The 15924-nt window shown below is 64.9% G+C and carries 15 protein-coding genes; 7 read left to right on the top strand and 8 right to left on the bottom strand.

The features are described 5' to 3' along the window. Positions 1-29: 29 nt before the first annotated feature. The 8 genes from AACI_RS01620 to AACI_RS01585 all read right to left on the bottom strand — a co-directional run bounded on the left by AACI_RS01620 (position 30) and on the right by AACI_RS01585 (position 9681). Positions 30-1130, bottom strand: coding sequence for a retropepsin-like aspartic protease (locus AACI_RS01620; RefSeq protein ID WP_245530659.1), 1101 nt, complete (start codon positions 1128-1130; stop codon positions 30-32). A gap of 46 nt (positions 1131-1176) precedes the next feature. Then, complete coding sequence (locus tag AACI_RS01615; protein WP_012809732.1) at positions 1177-2259, bottom strand: homoserine dehydrogenase; 1083 nt, start codon at positions 2257-2259, stop codon at positions 1177-1179. A 152-nt stretch (positions 2260-2411) separates the two neighbouring features. Beyond that, the gene (gene panD / locus AACI_RS01610; RefSeq protein WP_012809731.1) at positions 2412-2819 is read right to left on the bottom strand and encodes an aspartate 1-decarboxylase; all 408 of its coding nucleotides are present in this window, start codon (positions 2817-2819) and stop codon (positions 2412-2414) included. Between the two features lie 116 nt (positions 2820-2935). Further along, complete coding sequence (locus tag AACI_RS01605) at positions 2936-3556, bottom strand: tetratricopeptide repeat protein (RefSeq protein ID WP_012809730.1); 621 nt, start codon at positions 3554-3556, stop codon at positions 2936-2938. Between the two features lie 125 nt (positions 3557-3681). Further along, on the bottom strand, positions 3682-4641 hold the full coding sequence (locus AACI_RS01600) for an MTP-1 family protein (RefSeq protein WP_041707795.1): 960 nt from the start codon (positions 4639-4641) through the stop codon (positions 3682-3684). Positions 4642-4977: 336 nt separating this feature from the next. Continuing rightward, positions 4978-5907: a hypothetical protein gene (locus AACI_RS01595; protein ID WP_012809728.1), complete on the bottom strand. Its 930-nt coding sequence runs from the start codon at positions 5905-5907 to the stop codon at positions 4978-4980. Positions 5908-6096: 189 nt separating this feature from the next. Further along, positions 6097-8181 carry a peptidoglycan D,D-transpeptidase FtsI family protein gene (locus AACI_RS01590; RefSeq protein WP_012809727.1) on the bottom strand — a complete coding sequence of 695 codons (2085 nt, stop codon included), beginning with the start codon at positions 8179-8181 and terminating at the stop codon, positions 6097-6099. Positions 8182-8241: 60 nt separating this feature from the next. Then, complete coding sequence (locus AACI_RS01585; protein WP_280959717.1) at positions 8242-9681, bottom strand: UDP-N-acetylmuramoyl-L-alanyl-D-glutamate--2,6-diaminopimelate ligase; 1440 nt, start codon at positions 9679-9681, stop codon at positions 8242-8244. 277 nt (positions 9682-9958) lie between these two features. On the opposite strand from AACI_RS01585, the gene AACI_RS01580 reads away from it, so the two are divergent. The 7 genes from AACI_RS01580 (at position 9959) to AACI_RS01550 (ending at position 15769) form a co-directional block, all read left to right on the top strand. After that, on the top strand, positions 9959-10228 hold the full coding sequence (locus tag AACI_RS01580) for a Sec-independent protein translocase subunit TatA/TatB (protein WP_012809725.1): 270 nt from the start codon (positions 9959-9961) through the stop codon (positions 10226-10228). After that, complete coding sequence (tatC, locus tag AACI_RS01575; protein WP_012809724.1) at positions 10225-10965, top strand: twin-arginine translocase subunit TatC; 741 nt, start codon at positions 10225-10227, stop codon at positions 10963-10965. The genes AACI_RS01580 and tatC overlap by 4 nt, the downstream gene beginning before the upstream one ends. 4 nt (positions 10966-10969) lie before the next feature. Further along, positions 10970-12094, top strand: a complete 1125-nt coding sequence (locus AACI_RS15565) for a molybdopterin-dependent oxidoreductase (RefSeq protein WP_012809723.1) — start codon at positions 10970-10972, stop codon at positions 12092-12094. 76 nt (positions 12095-12170) lie between these two features. Next, positions 12171-12812 carry a hypothetical protein gene (locus AACI_RS01565; RefSeq protein WP_012809722.1) on the top strand — a complete coding sequence of 214 codons (642 nt, stop codon included), beginning with the start codon at positions 12171-12173 and terminating at the stop codon, positions 12810-12812. A 64-nt stretch (positions 12813-12876) separates the two neighbouring features. Next, positions 12877-13416 (top strand): RNA polymerase sigma factor, encoded by a 540-nt coding sequence (locus tag AACI_RS01560; protein WP_012809721.1) that lies wholly within the window; start codon positions 12877-12879, stop codon positions 13414-13416. Next, positions 13413-14168 carry an anti-sigma factor gene (locus AACI_RS01555; protein ID WP_012809720.1) on the top strand — a complete coding sequence of 252 codons (756 nt, stop codon included), beginning with the start codon at positions 13413-13415 and terminating at the stop codon, positions 14166-14168. The genes AACI_RS01560 and AACI_RS01555 overlap by 4 nt, the downstream gene beginning before the upstream one ends. A 65-nt stretch (positions 14169-14233) precedes the next feature. Then, complete coding sequence (locus tag AACI_RS01550; protein ID WP_012809719.1) at positions 14234-15769, top strand: class I adenylate-forming enzyme family protein; 1536 nt, start codon at positions 14234-14236, stop codon at positions 15767-15769. Positions 15770-15924 lie beyond the last annotated feature (155 nt).

Genomic DNA, 15924 nt, shown 5'->3' with positions numbered 1-15924 from the left:
ACCTCCACATGAGCCGCTGGCCGACGCCCTCACTTCATGATGTACAGGGTACTCTGCGTCTGCGAGATCAAAAGATCATACCCATTTTGTTGGAAGAATCCGTATCCCAAAAGCGGGATCCCGGTCCAGCTCGGATCCACGATGCAGGGGATGTCCGGAAAGACGTGGCCGCCGATGTTCAACGTCACCTTGCTCATGTACGCCTCATCCGTCCCGCCGATCCCGCCGACCTCAATGCTGCCGAGATTGGGCAGATGGAGTTGCGCGGCGAGCGATGCGCCGAGGAGCGTTTCATAAGCGCCCGTGTCTAACTGGAACGTGATGGATTCCTCCCCGCTCGAAGCCTGCAGGAACACGCCGTTCTGGTAGAAGCTCACCGGTGTGGACGCCACGAGATGCTCCGAGCTGAGCGATGGCGGAGACTGCGAATCGCCGCTGTTGGCGTTGCCCGTCGATCCGTTGGCCTTCGGCGCCTGGAACGGCACGGGCACGGTCTGGCGCACAACCCCGCCCGACGGCGTTTTCCAGGAGACGGTCACGTACACCGTCTCGGCCGTCGAGTCGGTCAATCCCCCCTGCCACGTGCCCGTGCCGTCCGTGGTGACGTGAATCGTGGACGCGCCGGAGGACGGTTCAAGTTGGCTGAAGCCTGTGCTTGAAACCGTGATGGCCTGCCCCGGCACGGAGTTGTCTCCATCCACCGTCACCACGTTCAACACCGCGACGCTGCCGGCAACCGCCTGCGAAGCCTGAATCAAAAGAGCGTAGCTATGCTTGACCGGCTGGCTGACAAATGCAAAGCCCCCGCCCTTCAGCGGAATGGCCCGAACCGACGGGGCGAGCGCCGACCAGGGCACGTACGTCTTCCCGTCATACACGACGCCCTGCACGTTGCGGCCGGTCAACGCGATGTTGCCGTTGCCGAGATCGACGTACGGCGTGCCGAAGGCGTTGAACGCGGCTTCCTCGACGTACGTATCGTTGCCGACGCGGATGGCGTCGTACAGCTTTCCGTGGATGATCACGCGCACGTGTCCGGGCGCGACTTTGACGTGCGACACACTCGAGGGCGCGCGCGTCGCGGCCTGCGCCATCGGGGCCGCGGCGAGCGGCGCGCATGTCAGTGCCATCGATGCGAGGCTTGCGAGCCAAGAGCGACGAGAGATCATAGTCCGCCTACCTTCTGGATGTATTCACTCGCCATTCTAATTCGTCCTCGACGCCTGCGTTTCCTGCATGCGGCACCTCGACCAATTGGACCACGTCCTCGAGCACCGCGCTCGCCGTGGGCAGCGCGCCGGCGCCGGGGCCGGTGAGCGTCACGGTGCCCACCACGTCGCCCGTGATGGCGAGCGCGTTTTCGACGCCGTCGATGCCGAATAGCGGATCGGAGGGCGGGACGGATTCGACGCGGACGAAGGCCTCCACCACCCCGTCCTCGCGCCAGCGGGCGGTGGCGACGTGCTTCAGCTTCTCCCCGCGCGATCTCGCCCGCAGAACGTCGTCCGGGCGAACATGCGAAATCCCCTCCCGCGGTGCCGCAAGGTAGGCCGCCGGCCGCGCGTCTGCAGGCCGTGCACCCAACGCCGGAGCGAGGACCTCGTTCCGCAGCGGCTCGGTGTCGACGCCCAGCACCTGCAGAAGCACCTGGAGTTTGAAGTACGCGTCGTGGCCTTCCACGTCCGATGTGGGATCGGGTTCGGCGTAGCCGAGCGCCTGCGCTTCGGCCAATGCGTCCGCGAAGCTCGCGCCCTCATGGGTCATGCGGGTGAGGATGTAGTTGCTCGTCCCGTTCACGATGCCGCGCAGGGCCGTGACGCGATTCACCCGGAAGTAGGTCTGCAGCGTGTGAATCACGGGCACGCCGCCGAGCACGCTCGCCTCGTATCGAAGCGACACGCCGTGGTCCCGGGCCAGCGCCCGGAGTTCGAGGCCGCGCGCCGCCATGAGCGCCTTGTTCGCGGTCACCACGGGCTTGCCCGCGCGAATGGCCGTGCGGACCACCTCGTGCGCCACGTCGACGCCGCCCATTACCTCGACCACGACATCCACGTCGTCCGCGAGGCAGACGGAGCGCCAGTCGTCCGTCAGCTTCTCCCGCGGCACATACGAAGGCCGCGGGCGAGACAGGTGCTTGACGGCGATGCGCACAGGCTCCATCTGCATGTCCCCGATGACACCGCCGCGATCGCTCAACACCCGGAGCACACCGCTCCCCACCACACCGCAACCGATGAGACCCAGTCGAACGCGCTTCAATCTATCTCTCGCCGCCTTTCCATTGTGAGGAGTGTTTGAGGCGCTTGCCATCCCCATCGGCGGGGAAGGCGCCCCCCCTGCATCAGGGAGAAAGCCGCCGATATAGCAAAAGGGCACCCTTTCGGATGCCCTTCCTGAAAAACGAAGCCGCGTTACACGCGCGCTGTGGCGTGTTCGATGCGCTTATTCTCCTCGGCCTCGGAGGCGAGGGCCTCGACGGGCCGATTGTCCGCGTCCACCACCACGACGGTCGGGCGGTGACGCCGGACCTCCTCCTCGCTGTAGGCCGCATACGAAATGATGATGACCAAATCGCCCGGCTCGGCCAGCCTCGCCGCTGCGCCGTTCAGGCCGATCACGCCCGAACCGCGATCGCCGGGGATCACATACGTCTCAAACCGCGCGCCCGTGTGGACGTTGACCACCTGGACCTTCTCGTTCTCGACGAGATCGGCAGCTTCCATGAGGTCCTCATCGATGGTGATACTGCCGACGTAGTGCAGGTTGGTCTGCGTCACGGTGGCGCGGTGGATCTTGGACTTCATCAGCGTGCGAAACATGGAACCCCTCCATTCCCGCGGGGCTTTCGCAGCAGAGCGGAGTCGTCAAACGCCTCCTCCGACATGTTACGCGTTCGCGCGGCGCGAGGCAAGTCGAAATGCGAGGCTCGTCCGCGTCACTTGGGCGCCTTCTGCGAACCGTTCAACTGCGCGAGCGCCGACTGGATATCCGCATAGGCCGTGTCCTTCTTGCTGACGTTCTTCAGGCCCTGTTCGAGCGTCTGCTTCGCGAGGCTCGTCTCCTTCAACGTGAGATATGCCTGCGCCAGCTGCCAGTAGGCCCAGCCGTACGAAGGATCCACCTGAATCGACTTCTGGTAGTACGGAATGGCTTCCTTCGGCTGATTCTCGCGCTCGCGGTACATGTTGCCGAGCGCGGTCAGTGCCAGGCCGGACTTGGGATTCGCCTGCACGGCGCGCTTGAAGTACTGGATGGCGAGCGCCGTGTTGCCGTTCGCGGACGCGCTGTCCGCGGCGTTGAGCTGCGCCTCGAAGTTGGACGGCTGCTTGTCCGCGATGGCCGTGAGCCGCTTCAGGTTGGCGCTTCCGACCTCGCTTGTCGGCGCCACCACGAGGTTGTTGTGCCCCTGCTGGACGACCGTGGTATTGCTCTTCGCCGCGGGGTTTTTGACGGCCGTGTTCGCCGGATTTGTCGTATTGTTGGCTGTGCCGCACCCTGCCACCAGGCCCGCCATCAGTGCGGCACACCCAGCAGATACAACAAGCTTGCGATTCATCCAATCTCCTCCCAAGGTCTCGACTTCTTGGCCATTGTACCACACCCGTCGATACGCGGCAGGATGACTTGTGGTTGGCCCCTGCGCGCGTCGACAGGCGCCCTGCGAGGCGCGACGCCGAAGCGTCACGCCTCCATTTCAAGCGCATACCGCACCTGGGCGGCGAAGGGATCGGGAATCAACAGGCGCTGCGCCTCGGCGTCCGACACACCGGCGTACAGATGCGCCGTGCCGTCCTCATACCGAACCAGGCCTCCGCTGAACACGACATCCGCCAGCTCAGGCCGCTTCGCGTCCCCCCACAGAAAGTCGCTCCGCTCAGCGATGACCCGCACCGGCGTCACGATTTCCTCGTCGAGATGTAGGGAGAAACACATCGCCTTGTAGTGGAGCGATCCGTCCTCAGACCGATACGCGATGTGCCCCAGCACACCGATGGTGCGGTCATCCAGGAGCTGCGCCTCGTTCACGCCGCCCCACTCACCCGGGTGGAAGCGATCCGGCAAACACTCCGCCTTCAGAATCGAGTCGGGCGACAGATCGTCGAGCGAAGACAGGATGGTCCAACCAATTTGGGCCTGACCGCCGTACCGGCTTCCGTTCGGCCGCGTGAACACGCCGACGCGGCCGTCCGGCAGCTCCACGAGGCGGATGTCCTTCATCCACTGCGGCCCCACGGCAAAGAGGCGAAGGTCGCCCACCGAATTGCCGCGGTAGAACACAGTTCGGTATTCGATCTCGTAGTTGTGGAACGGGTTCGTCCAGATCTCGACGCCCCCGAACACCAGCTCGCCGTGGATGCGCGCGTGAAACGGATCCTGAAGCCCGCGGAACGTCCGCAGCCCCTCCGCCCTCGACCACACGCCATCCGGCGCCTCGTGGAAAAAGATCACCTCGGAAAACTCACTGTCGCGTGGCTCCACGCGAGCCGGGATGATGGCCCGCCCCTCATCGATCAGTGGCGCCGCGATGTTGTACACGTCGCGCCCGTCGACGCCGCGAAAGCGAATCTTCTCAGCTCGGAACACCTGACGATGCTGCCGATACTCCTGTGCAAGCCACTCACATGTCTTCGCGGCACTCATGGATTTCACCGTTGGGCACTCCCTCGATGTAGTACACATTGTATGCAAAGCGACGCCGCCATCGCGCGCGAAGTGACAAGCGCCCACGCCAGCGGCTTGTACGAAAGACGCCTGCGTGCGCGAGAAAGTTCCCCTTTCGCCCACACGGGCTCGCGCGGCGCGCAATCTTTCGACGGGATCAGCCCCAGCATACTGGCTTTGACACACGGATTCAAGGGCCCATCGCAGCCGTTTCACCCAAGTCTATTCGCGCTGGGCCCAAGCATGTTTGCCAGCGTTGCCATGCCGCGTGAAAGACGCCGCCTCCTGGGTATCCCCAAATTTCCAGTGATGAAATCACGCGCGAAACGCAGGGACGAGCGCCCGCTTTGCACCTGGCGGATCGGCGCGATGCAACGCTGCATCCGCACCGGCCACGGCATTCCCGCTCGCAGGCTGCGTGGACGGCGTCGCAGGCGGGCTCGTGGCCAATGCCGCTGCAATACTGCTCGCGGGCACCATGGCGTTCGAATCCGCGCCGTAGTTCAGACCGCCGACGGCGAACCCCGTCGCCATCGGAATGACTTGGCGCATGGCCTGGACGTCGCGCGCCACCTCGACCCCGGTGATGGACGGCGTGGGCTCGTTCTCCTGCGTCACGGCCCAGACCCCGGCGCCCTGCGCCTCGAGCTGGTTGAGCGCGGCGAGATCGCGCGATGGCGCGTTGTTGGGATATTCGACCACAGGCTGGCGCGAAGCCATGTACCAGTCCTCCGCCACGTACGCGTCGCCCGGGCCCAGCCCTACGCCTAGCGCGTCCATCGGATCCCAGGCGTTCACGGCGGCGCGCATGCCCAAGGCGTGCACCTGCGCGACGGCCCACGCGCGGATCGCCCGCGGAACGCCGTAGTTGGATCCGGCGAGATCGAGGAAGATGCCGCGCACGCCGAGCGCCTTCCATTCGGCGAATTCCTGGGACAGCTGCGGCATGGGAATGGGGTTCGATCCGTCCGACAGGTTGACGTAGCCGTAAAACGAAATGGAGGCGTTCGCGGAGATGAGCTGTTCCACCGCCTGCTGATTGGCGTAGCCAGAAGATTCGGAATCCGCGCCGAGAACAATGGCTTGGTAGCCTTGGACATCGGCCGCAGTCTCAGGCGTGACCCAGCCGTAATAGAAGCCTACGGGGACCGGCTGGGCGGAGGCCGCAGCCCATGCGAAGGCAGGGTGCCACATGAACGAGGCGGTGCCGAGGCCGACGAGATACGTGCGAGCGCGGCGCAGCATGTTCCTTCCTCCCTTGGCCATCGCGCCGGAGTGGCGCGGGCGCGGATGATGAGCCACGATGCAGCGGGAAGCGTTCGACCGCGTTCTACCTGATTCGACGTTCAGTTGTGGAATTCGCCGGGCGCGAGGAATCTCCTGCCACTCTGCCGACCTGCTTCGCCAAGATGGGGCGAACACCCTACGCGTACCTCAATGGGACTTCTCTGGGAGCAGGTACGCCGGTGAAGAGAACCAACTGGACGGGATCCGCGTGCTCGTCCACTGACTCTTCGGCATCCACGGCTCGTGGTGCTCGTCAAAGTACGCATCGATCATCTTCCGCGCAATGATGGCTGAAAACTGCGCGCCATACCCTCCGCCCGGCGCCATCACGGCGACGGCCACCAGCGGGTGGTTGAGCGGCGCATAACAAATGAACACCGAGTTGTCTGTGCGCCGGCCGTCCATCACAATCTGCGCCGTGCCCGTCTTGCCCGCCGCTTGATAGGGTGCCCCGAGAAAGGCGTAGTACGCTGTCCCTGCCGGATTCGACGTGACGCCGTGCATGCCCTGCTTGACCAAGTTCCATTCCCAGAGCTTCGCCTTCACCACGCCCGCCACCTGCGGCTTGTAGGTGAAAATCGGCTTCGCTCCGTTGGACGGTGTGGCATTCGGAGCGTACACGCGCTCGAGGAGATGCGGCTTCAGCCGAATGCCCTGGTCGGCCAGCGTCATCGCGTAGACCGCGAGCTGGATGGGGCTGAACATCTGCGACTGTCCAATATCCGCGTCGGCCAAACTGGCGGGCGAGCCGTAGTTTACGTACTTGCCCGTCTTCCGAAGGGAAGCTTCGCTCGCCTGCAAATTGTACGGAACTTGAATGTTCCCCTTCCGGTAGTCTTCGATGAAGAATTCGCCCGGCACCTCGTACGGCAGATCGATCCCCGTCTTCGGGCCAAGGCCAAAATCCTCTTCCTCCTGGAAGATCTGATTGATGCCCTTGGCGAAATCCGTGTCGAGATAGTTTTGGTACGATCCCGCCGACGCCGGATAGGTGCCGCCGGAGGTATCGCTCGACCCAAGCCATTTGCCCAAGCGCAGCCCCACCTCGTACATGAACACGTCGCTCGACACCGTGAGCGCCTCCACCGGGTTCACCCACCCGAACGCGATCCCCCCATCCTCATGGATGATCTGGGTTCCCACGTAGATATAGCCGTTGTCGAAAATGCGCGTCTGGGGATTCACCACTCCCGCGTTCATTGCCGCGATGAGATTGGCCGGTTTCACGGTCGATCCGGGATAATTGATGGCCTGAATGGCGTAATTCATCTGCGCGCCGGAGGTCTCGAGATAGTGCGCGTGTTGGACATACGAGCCGTTCACGTACCAATTCGGATCCAGATACGGATAGCTCGCCATGGCGATCACGCCGCCTGTCCGCACGTTGAGCATCACCGCCGCGACGTCGGTGATGTGCTGATGGGGAGATGACGCAAGCATCTGCTGGATGATCTCCTGCGTCACGGCCTGCTCGCGCCCGTCTAGCGTGAGCTGGATGTTGTCACCTCCAACGGGCCTGACCTCCTTCATTACGCCGAGCCCTGCCCCTGTGCTGTTGATGGCCACGAGTCGGTAACCCGGCTTCCCTTGAAGGAGATGCTCGTATTCGTACTCAATGCCCGTTTCGCCGACCTGCTGATTGTCCAAGTAACCTGGGTATTGGCCTACGTTTTGCGCCGTGATCGCCCCCACGTAACCGAGCACTTGGCCGGCGAGATCGCCGTAGGGATACTGGCGCTCGTAATCCTGAATGACCTGAATGCCTGGCAACTCGGCCTGATGTTCCACCACGAACGCCACCTGCGCGTCGCTCACATGCGTGGCCAAGGTCACCTGCAGCGCGGATGGATTGGACGTCATCCGGTGATACAGCGCTGCGGGCGTGGTTTCGAGGACAGGCGCCAGGATTTGGGCCTCCCGCCGAAGCGTCGCGCTCGACAGCGGGCGAGATCGCACAAGTTCGATCTTGACGACGGGCACGTCCCACGCCAGCACCTGGCCATTCGCGTCGTAAATCCAGCCGCGCTGCGGCAACACTGGGATGCGCGCGTAGTGAATGACCCGCTCGCTCGCCCGATACGCCGCACCTTGCACGACTTGGACCTCACCCAGCCGAACAATGAGCGAACTCATGGCGAGGAAGACGCCACCGTACAAGACGCCCAAACGCACGCGGTGCTGGCGCTGAATGTCCGCTCGATTGACCTGGCGATCCCGTCTTTGACGTCGCATGACTCTCGCGCTCCTTCTGTGTCTGTGAGACGTTCTTACCGAACGTCTGTAAAATCCATCTCAAATCACGCCTGTGTTCGGCCGCCGACTTAACGCCTCGCGGACCATGTCCGCATCGGTCTGCTCCAGACGAAGACCTCCGACGACCTGAAACGACTCGTGACCTCGGCCGGTGATGAGAATGACATCCTCGTCGTTCGCTTCGATGACGGCCCGCTCAATGGCTTGCGCGCGATCCAGCACCACGTCACACCGGGCACGATGCACTCGCTGCGCCCCCGCCAAGATCTCGTTGGCGATGCGCTCGGGATCCTCGGAATATGAACTGTCGGTGGTGATCAAGACGTGATCCGCCATGGATGCCGCGATGGCCCCCATTTCGGGTCGCTTACCTCGATCGCGCTCGCCGCGCCCGCCAAACACGAGCCAAACACGTCCGCTTGTCCACTGACGCGCGGTGCTGAGAATTTGGCGCAGCGCATCTGGCGTGTGGGCGTAATCCACGATGACGGTCGGGCCGTGTTCCGGCCGGATGACGTGCATTCGGCCGGGGATTGTAGGGAGCGTCGGAATCACCCCGGCGATGTCGTCCGCGGACACGCCCAAGACGTACGCGGCCGCGACGACCGCGAGGAGGTTGTACAGGTTGTACATCCCAGGATGATGAAGAACGCCCTCGAGCTTTTCACCATTCGGAAGCCGGATCGACACCCGAGTGCGCCATCCGTCCGTCTCGACCACGCGCCCGCGCACGTCGCCCGAGCGCACGCCGTACGTGACGATCGGGGCGACGCAGTTTTCGGCCATGACGTCGGCGTACGGGTCGTCCCGGTTCAAAATGGCGCCTGGCTTCTCCGCGGAAAGTCCGCTGAAGAGACGGGCCTTTGCGGCCGCGTAGTTCTCCATCGAGCCGTGAAAGTCCAAGTGTTCCCGGGTGAGATTCGTGAAGATGGCGAGGTCAAAGTCCACATCCGATGTGCGATGCTGGACGATGCCGTGCGACGAAACCTCGATGACGGCGTGGGTACATCCCGCGTCGACCATCTCGCGCAACGCGCGATGAAGTTTGGGCGCTTCCAGCGTCGTCAGTTTCGCCGGTACCGTTCGGAGCCCGGTCTCGTTGAACACGCTGGACAGCATGCCGACGCGCATGCCCGCGAATCGCAACACGTGCGTCAGCCAGTGCACGGACGTGGTTTTTCCGTTTGTCCCCGTGACGCCGACCACTGTGAGATGGCGCGACGGAAAACCGTACACCCTGTTCGACAGCGCACTGGCCGCCCTTCGAGCGGAAGTTACTCGCACATACGGAACGTCCGGCGGCACGTCGACCAACGAGGCGTCTTCCTCGCCCACGACGCAGACGGCTCCACGCGACACGGCCTCGCCAATGAACGCGTGACCATCTGCGCGTTGGCCGCGAATGGCCACATACACGTCCCCCGGTCGCACCTCGCGCGAGTCGATGGCCACCCCTCGAATCCATCCTTGTGCCCGCAACCTTTCCAACTCATCCGCCCAACACGTCAACGCGACCCACCTCTCGCGGCTAGAGCCGGCTTGTCTGCGGAGGAAGCATAGGCGTCGTCGTTCAAATTCGGCTTGGAACGGCGCGACGCACACGTGCCTTGTCGTCAACGACCAATACATCAAAACCGAAGTTGAGGTTGCTCTCGTATGAAAGACATAGAGAGACGAGGCTCGGTTTCGACACCCGGTTCCTCGCACAGCGCGCCTAGCCTCGCCCAAAACGCATGACGCGGGAGGAGGATGTGCGTTGTTCAGCAACATCGGCTGGTCAGGGGTATTGCTCATCGCCGTCGCCGCCCTGTTTGTATTCGGGCCCAAGAAGCTTCCCGAACTCGGCCGCTCCGTCGGCCACTTCTTGCGCGAATTCCGCACAGCGCTCGGCGACCGTGAGGCCGAAGCCTCCGCACCCGCGAAGGCGACGGCGTCGGAGGAACCAACGCGGGACTCGAGCGGCGCGGCGTCCGAGGGGACCGTGCCCACGCCCGAGGCGACGGCGGAGCGTGCCACTCGCCCATGAGCGGATGGGACGGACACCTCCGCGCGTTGAGGGGTCATCTCATCCGGTCGGCGCTCGTCTATGCGGCGCTTTTCGCGGCGACCGTGGCGTGGCTGCCTGTCCTTGTCCGCTACGCCATGCGGCCTGTACACGAGCTTCACCTCGCCCTCATCGTCACGAGCCTGGACGAGGTCGTCGTTCAGGATCTGAAATTGGCGCTGTCGCTCGCCTTCTTCGCTGGATTGCCCTACTTCCTGTTTGAAGCGTGGCGATTTGTGGCGCCGGCGCTGACCGCTTCCGAGCGGCGGCTCGTGCGCGCAGGGTTGGCGGCGGGGCTCCTACTCTTTGCGGCCGGCGCAGCGTTCGCGTGGTGGATCGTCGTGCCCCGGCTCGTGCGGTACTTGGTCGCCATTGCGGCGTGGTCCCACCTCGGCGTCTACCTGCGCTACGGAAGCTACCTGTCGTTCGTGAGCACTATCGTCGTCGCGTTTGGTATCGCGTTTGAACTCCCTGTGGTCGTGGCGTGCGGGAGTGCGGTAGGTCTCATCACGCCGAGCGCGCTGCGCGCGAAGCGCAAATACGCGTACTTCGCCCTGGTGGTCGTCGGGGTGCTCATCAGCCCGCCGGAACTCATCGCCCATCTCACGGTGACCGTTCCGCTCTTCGCCTTGTACGAGGCGAGCGTCGCCATCGCGTCCGCCATCCATCGCCGCAAGTCGCGCGACACGGCGCAGGCAACTGCGCTGTCCGAGAGGTGAGACGATGCTACCCGTCCCGTCGAAGGCCCGGCGCTGGCCGAGGCCGCTCCGCTACCTGCACCACTACACCATCGTCTCGTTCGCGCTCCTCGTCGCGAGCGGCCTCGCGCTGTACCTGCCGTTTGTTCACCGGTTCATGATCCCGTACATTCCGTTTGTCTACCGACTTCACATCCTGCTCGGCCTCGTGTTTGCCGTCACGCTCTTCGTGCCGTTTGTCCGCGTGCTCCCGAAGGGACGGCGGCTTTCGAAGTGGGACTGGACCCTCCCCGTCTTGCTCGGCAGCCCCATCGTCGCGACCGGGATCATGCTGTGGTGGCTGACCGTGTTCCCGGCGGGTATGCGCAGTCGCGCGTTCGCCTGGCATGGCTGGCTCACCGCTTGTCTCGGCACGTGGATCCTCATCCACGCGTTCCTGAAGGTCACCGGGATCCGGCCGCAATCGCGCCTGTTGTACGAACGCGTCGACTGGGAGCGGCGGCGGTTCCTCGTATCGCTGGCCACCGGCGCGCTCGGCGCGCTCGTCCTCACCGCGATCGATCCGGCCGCCTGGCTGCGCGGCCTGCGAAGCGCGTCAAAGGCCGGATCGACAGGGCCCCCGCCCGGCGTGCAGACCTTTCCGGCATATTACACGGTGGTGAACGGCTATCCCGAGATCGACGCCGCCGCGTATCGGCTGGTGGTGGACGGCGACGTGGAGCGCCCGCTCTCGCTCACGTATGCGGAATTGCGCGCGCTCCCGGCTGTGCACGAAACGCAAAACTTTCAGTGTGTCACGGGCTGGAGCGTGCCGAACGTCCGCTGGAAGGGCGTGCACCTGAGCCAGCTCGCCATACTTGCCAAACCGCGATCCGGCGTGCGGTACGTCCATTTCTACTCCGGCGACGGGGTGTACACCGAGTGTCTTCGACTTTCGGAAGCGTTCGATCCGACCGTGCTCCTGGCGTACGAGATGGACGGCGCGCCCCTGTTGCGGGAACAGGGCTATCCGCTCCGCCTTGTGGTCCCGAAGATGTACGGGTACAAGTCCATCAAGTGGGTGGTGCGCGTGAGCTTCTCGGCGGAACCCATCACGGGCTATTGGGAGCACTTCGGGTATCCCACCGAGGCGTATTTTGGTTCGCGGTGAAACCGAAACGCCCTAGCGCCTCGTATGGACAGGTGAAACGGGCGTGAGACCCGAAACGAAAGAGGAGGTAGGTTCGATGCGTCAGGGGAACTGGAAGCACGTGCTTGGGGCCGCCACGGCTGTGGCGGCGGCGTCGGCCATCGCGGTGTCACCGGTGTTCGCCGCGGCGAAGGCGCCGAAGGCGAGCCACGGGGAAGCGAGCGCGACGTCAGCCGTGGTCATGGCGGGGAAACTGTACGGAAACATTCCTAACGTCGTGATCCGCGGCGTGCCGGCGGGCAAAGCGCCGTGGGTGGTGGACGGATCGTACCAACTGAAGAGCAATCTGTTTACGGCGAGCGGAAAGTGGCTCATCATCCCGAAGCAGGGCTACATGGAGAACGGCCAGCCGGTTCCGGCCAAGATCGGCGGCACCACGAACGGCATTACGGAGGTCGGGGCGGAGATCACGTTTGCCAACGCGGCGCCCATCGTGCTGCCGCCGGTGAAGCTCGACAGCCAGGGCGACTTCTCGTTCCACGACGCCATCCAATGGCCGAAGGGGGCCGCACAACCGGTGGTGCTCATCGGCCCTGAGAAGAACGGCCAGCTCGTCGCGTGGTTCGCCGCGTCCGACTTCCTCGCGGACTACGGCCAAGCGACGGGCAGCGCGTGGATGAATACGGTGCAGCCGGCGAAGTCCGCAGTGGCACACGCCCACGCGTCCGCCAAGAAGTGACGGTATCACGCCATCCGCGCCGCCTCTGCACACGCGCCGGGGCGGCGCGCGAGGAGAGGATCGCGTGCCATCTGACGAAGAACTGATGTTGCGCGTGGCGGCGGGCGATGCGGATGCGCTGCAGGAGCTGTATCAGCGGCATGCGCCCCGCGTAACCGCCATCGCGCGCAAAATGATAAGGGATCCAGACACGGTCAAAGACGTCGTTCAGGACGTCTTTTTGCGCGTCTGGCGGACGCGATCGTACAATCCCGCACTTGGGCCGGTTGCCCACTGGTTGGCCGTCGTCACGCGCCACATCGCGGTGGATCACCTGCGCCGCGCGAAGCCCCGAGAGCGATTCCTCCAGCTGGACGTGGAACCTCGCGCGCCGTCCGATGCCTCGGATGACTCGACGCTTCTTCGCGCCGATCTCGCCCGCGCCATGCGCGCCATCCGGGCGGAGGAGCGCGACGTGCTCGTCCTCGCGTACGTGCAAGGCCTGACGCTGCGCGAGATCGCCGAACGGCTCCAGATTCCGCTGGGAACGGTCAAGACGCGGCTGCACCGAGGGCTTCGGGGGCTTCGACAACAATTGGCTGAATATCCGGAGGTGGAACCATGAGTCCGTCCCGGCGCCTGTGCCGATATCTCACCGCGTACCTGACGGGCGAACTCGACGAGCCCACGCTGGAGGCGTTCGAGCGCCACGTGGCCCACTGCAGCGCGTGCCAGAGGGCACTCGCCGAGGTCATGCCTTCCTGGCAGATGCTCTTGGAGGCCGAACCGGGCGAGGTGGATCGGGCGTATGCCGAGTCGTGGAAGAAGGACATCCTTGCGCGCGTGCTCGGACCACGGCCGCGGCTCCAGCCTGGGGGACGCCGCCTATGGCGCATGCGGCCGGAGCGCCTGTACCGGATCTGGGCTTATGCGGCGTCCGCTGCCGCCGTCGCGGCCTCGCTCGCTCTCGCGGTGGTCTGGAAGTCGGCGTCCTCTCTGCAGGGCCCGCCCGCGGACGCCATCGCCACCGCGGCGAGCACGCCCATCGCCGACGTCGATATGACGCCCGTCGGCGACGAGGCCCATGGCAGCCTGTACGTCTTCCGGCAGGGGCAATCGCAGCGGCTCGTCCTCGTGGTCGAGGGTCTGAAGCCGGTGTCGGCGCCCGGCGCCTATAGCGTGTGGTACGTGCACGGCAGCGTGCATGAGCTGGCGGCCACGCTCCGGGTGGATCCTCGCGGCGTCGGGATCGCCATGCTCCCGAGCCCGCCGCGCGAGGCGGAGATGGTCGGCATCACAAGGGAGCCTGACGCGAAGGATGTGCGGCCCAAGGGGACGCGCGTGCTCATCGCCAAGTTGCCTCGAGGGGCGCTGTGAGGTGTCAGCCTGCGCACATCCTTCCCGTGATATACTCGCGGTAGAAATCGCGAGGGGGCTACTTTGTGAAACGAATCTTCACCTACCCAGCCATCATCGAGGTCCAGGCGGAGCGCATGGGCGAAGCGCCGTACCTCGTATGGAGGCTCGATGGCGACGCACCGGCGACGCTCTCGTATCAGGCGTACGCGAAGGCGTGTGCGGCGGTTTCGGCTTGGCTTCAAGACGAGGGCATTCGGCCAGGCGATCGCGTCGCGCTTGCGCTTGAGAATTCGCCGGAGATGGTGGTGGCGTACGGCGCCGTCACGTCCATGGGCGCCATCGCCGTGCCCATCAACCCGACGCTGTCCCTGCCGGAGATGGCCTTCATCCTGCAGGACGTCGAAGCAAGCGCATTCATGGGCGCGCCGGATCGCGCAGAAGCGCTCGCCGCGCACGGCGACATGGCGAGCGTGCGGCGGTGGCTCACGCCAGATGCACTGTGGCGGCGCGTGGAGTCGGGCGGCGAAGGCGCGCCGCACAGCGCGGACGTGCGCACCGATTCGACGGCCATGATCCTGTACACCTCGGGAACCACGGGCCGGCCGAAGGGCGTCATGCTGAGCCACGAAGGTGTCCTCCGCACCGCGCAGACCGTGTGCGATTACCTCGAGTCAACCGATAGAGAACGCATCCTGAACCTGCTCCCCATGACGCACTGCTTCTCCATCTGCGTCGAGATTTTGCACGCGCTGCTCGCGGGCGGTACGCTGTTCATCCGATCCGGCACGTTCGCGCCCCGCGCCGTGCTTGGCGAGATCGAGCGGCATCGAGTGACCTTCATCTGCGGCGTGCCGAGCATCTTCATGCTGCTGAACGAGGCGCTGAAAAGGCACCCGGCCGATGTGTCTTCGCTGCGCGTAGGTCTTGTCGGCGGCGCGCCGGTCCCCGTCGAGACCATCCGCGAGTTCGAGGCGCAGACCGACATCGTGATTGTCGAGGGCTACGGTCAGACCGAGCTGTCGCCGCTCGCGACGCTGCAGCCGCCCCATCCGGACAAGCGCCGGTTGTCGTCCTGCGGCCTGCCGATTCCGGGGACGGAGGTCCGCATCGTCGACGCGGAAGGCCGGGACGTGCCGGTGGGCGAACCCGGCGAGCTTCTGGTGCGCGGATTCAACGTCATGCAGGGGTACTGGCGGCAGCCCGAGCGGACGGCCGAGACCATCGAGAAAGACGGCTGGCTGCACACGGGCGACGTGTTCCGCCAGGACGCGGACGGCTATCTGTACGCCGTCGATCGACTGAAGGACGTGATCATCTACGGGGGCTTCAACATCTATCCGAAAGAGGTGGAGTCGGTGCTCTACCGGCACGCGTCGGTGCTCGAGGCGTACGTCGTCGGCGCGCCGGACGCGCTGAAGGGCGAGATCCCCGTGGCCTTCGTCCGCATCGACGAATCGGCCGATCCGGCCGCCGTGCAAGCGGAACTCGAGGCGCTCTGCCGCGAGGAGCTCGCGCCGTACAAGCGACCGCGCCGGTACCACTTTGTGGATTCATTCCCCAAGACGTCGACCGGCAAGGTGTTGCGGCGAGAACTGCGGCAGATAGCCGCCACAAGGTGAGCGGGGAGCCGGCCTAAGCCAAAGCCCCCGCCGTCTGCCGGCGCGGCGGTGGGCCGGCGGCCGAACAGGCAGCCGAACGCGCGCCCGACCGCAGGTCCCTGAGACACGCAAAAGGGGCGCCCGTCGGCGCCCGCGCGCTCTCCTGCGGCGAGATC

It is taken from the genome of Alicyclobacillus acidocaldarius subsp. acidocaldarius DSM 446 (assembly GCF_000024285.1).
Lineage (GTDB): Bacteria > Bacillota > Bacilli > Alicyclobacillales > Alicyclobacillaceae > Alicyclobacillus > Alicyclobacillus acidocaldarius.
The sequence above is the reverse complement of the archived record's forward strand: the minus strand, read 5'-3'. Positions and strand labels throughout refer to the sequence as shown.

What these genes read in the sequence shown, in the direction of transcription:
- AACI_RS01620 (WP_245530659.1), bottom strand. Translation starts at nt 1,130, where the DNA reads ATGGCACTGACATGCGCGCCGCTCGCCGCGGCCCCGATGGCGCAGGCC.
- panD (WP_012809731.1), bottom strand. Translation starts at nt 2,819, where the DNA reads ATGTTTCGCACGCTGATGAAGTCCAAGATCCACCGCGCCACCGTGACG.
- AACI_RS01605 (WP_012809730.1), bottom strand. Translation starts at nt 3,556, where the DNA reads ATGAATCGCAAGCTTGTTGTATCTGCTGGGTGTGCCGCACTGATGGCG.
- AACI_RS01600 (WP_041707795.1), bottom strand. Translation starts at nt 4,641, where the DNA reads ATGAGTGCCGCGAAGACATGTGAGTGGCTTGCACAGGAGTATCGGCAG.
- AACI_RS01595 (WP_012809728.1), bottom strand. Translation starts at nt 5,907, where the DNA reads ATGCTGCGCCGCGCTCGCACGTATCTCGTCGGCCTCGGCACCGCCTCG.
- AACI_RS01590 (WP_012809727.1), bottom strand. Translation starts at nt 8,181, where the DNA reads ATGCGACGTCAAAGACGGGATCGCCAGGTCAATCGAGCGGACATTCAG.
- tatC (WP_012809724.1), top strand. Translation starts at nt 10,225, where the DNA reads ATGAGCGGATGGGACGGACACCTCCGCGCGTTGAGGGGTCATCTCATC.
- AACI_RS15565 (WP_012809723.1), top strand. Translation starts at nt 10,970, where the DNA reads ATGCTACCCGTCCCGTCGAAGGCCCGGCGCTGGCCGAGGCCGCTCCGC.
- AACI_RS01565 (WP_012809722.1), top strand. Translation starts at nt 12,171, where the DNA reads ATGCGTCAGGGGAACTGGAAGCACGTGCTTGGGGCCGCCACGGCTGTG.
- AACI_RS01555 (WP_012809720.1), top strand. Translation starts at nt 13,413, where the DNA reads ATGAGTCCGTCCCGGCGCCTGTGCCGATATCTCACCGCGTACCTGACG.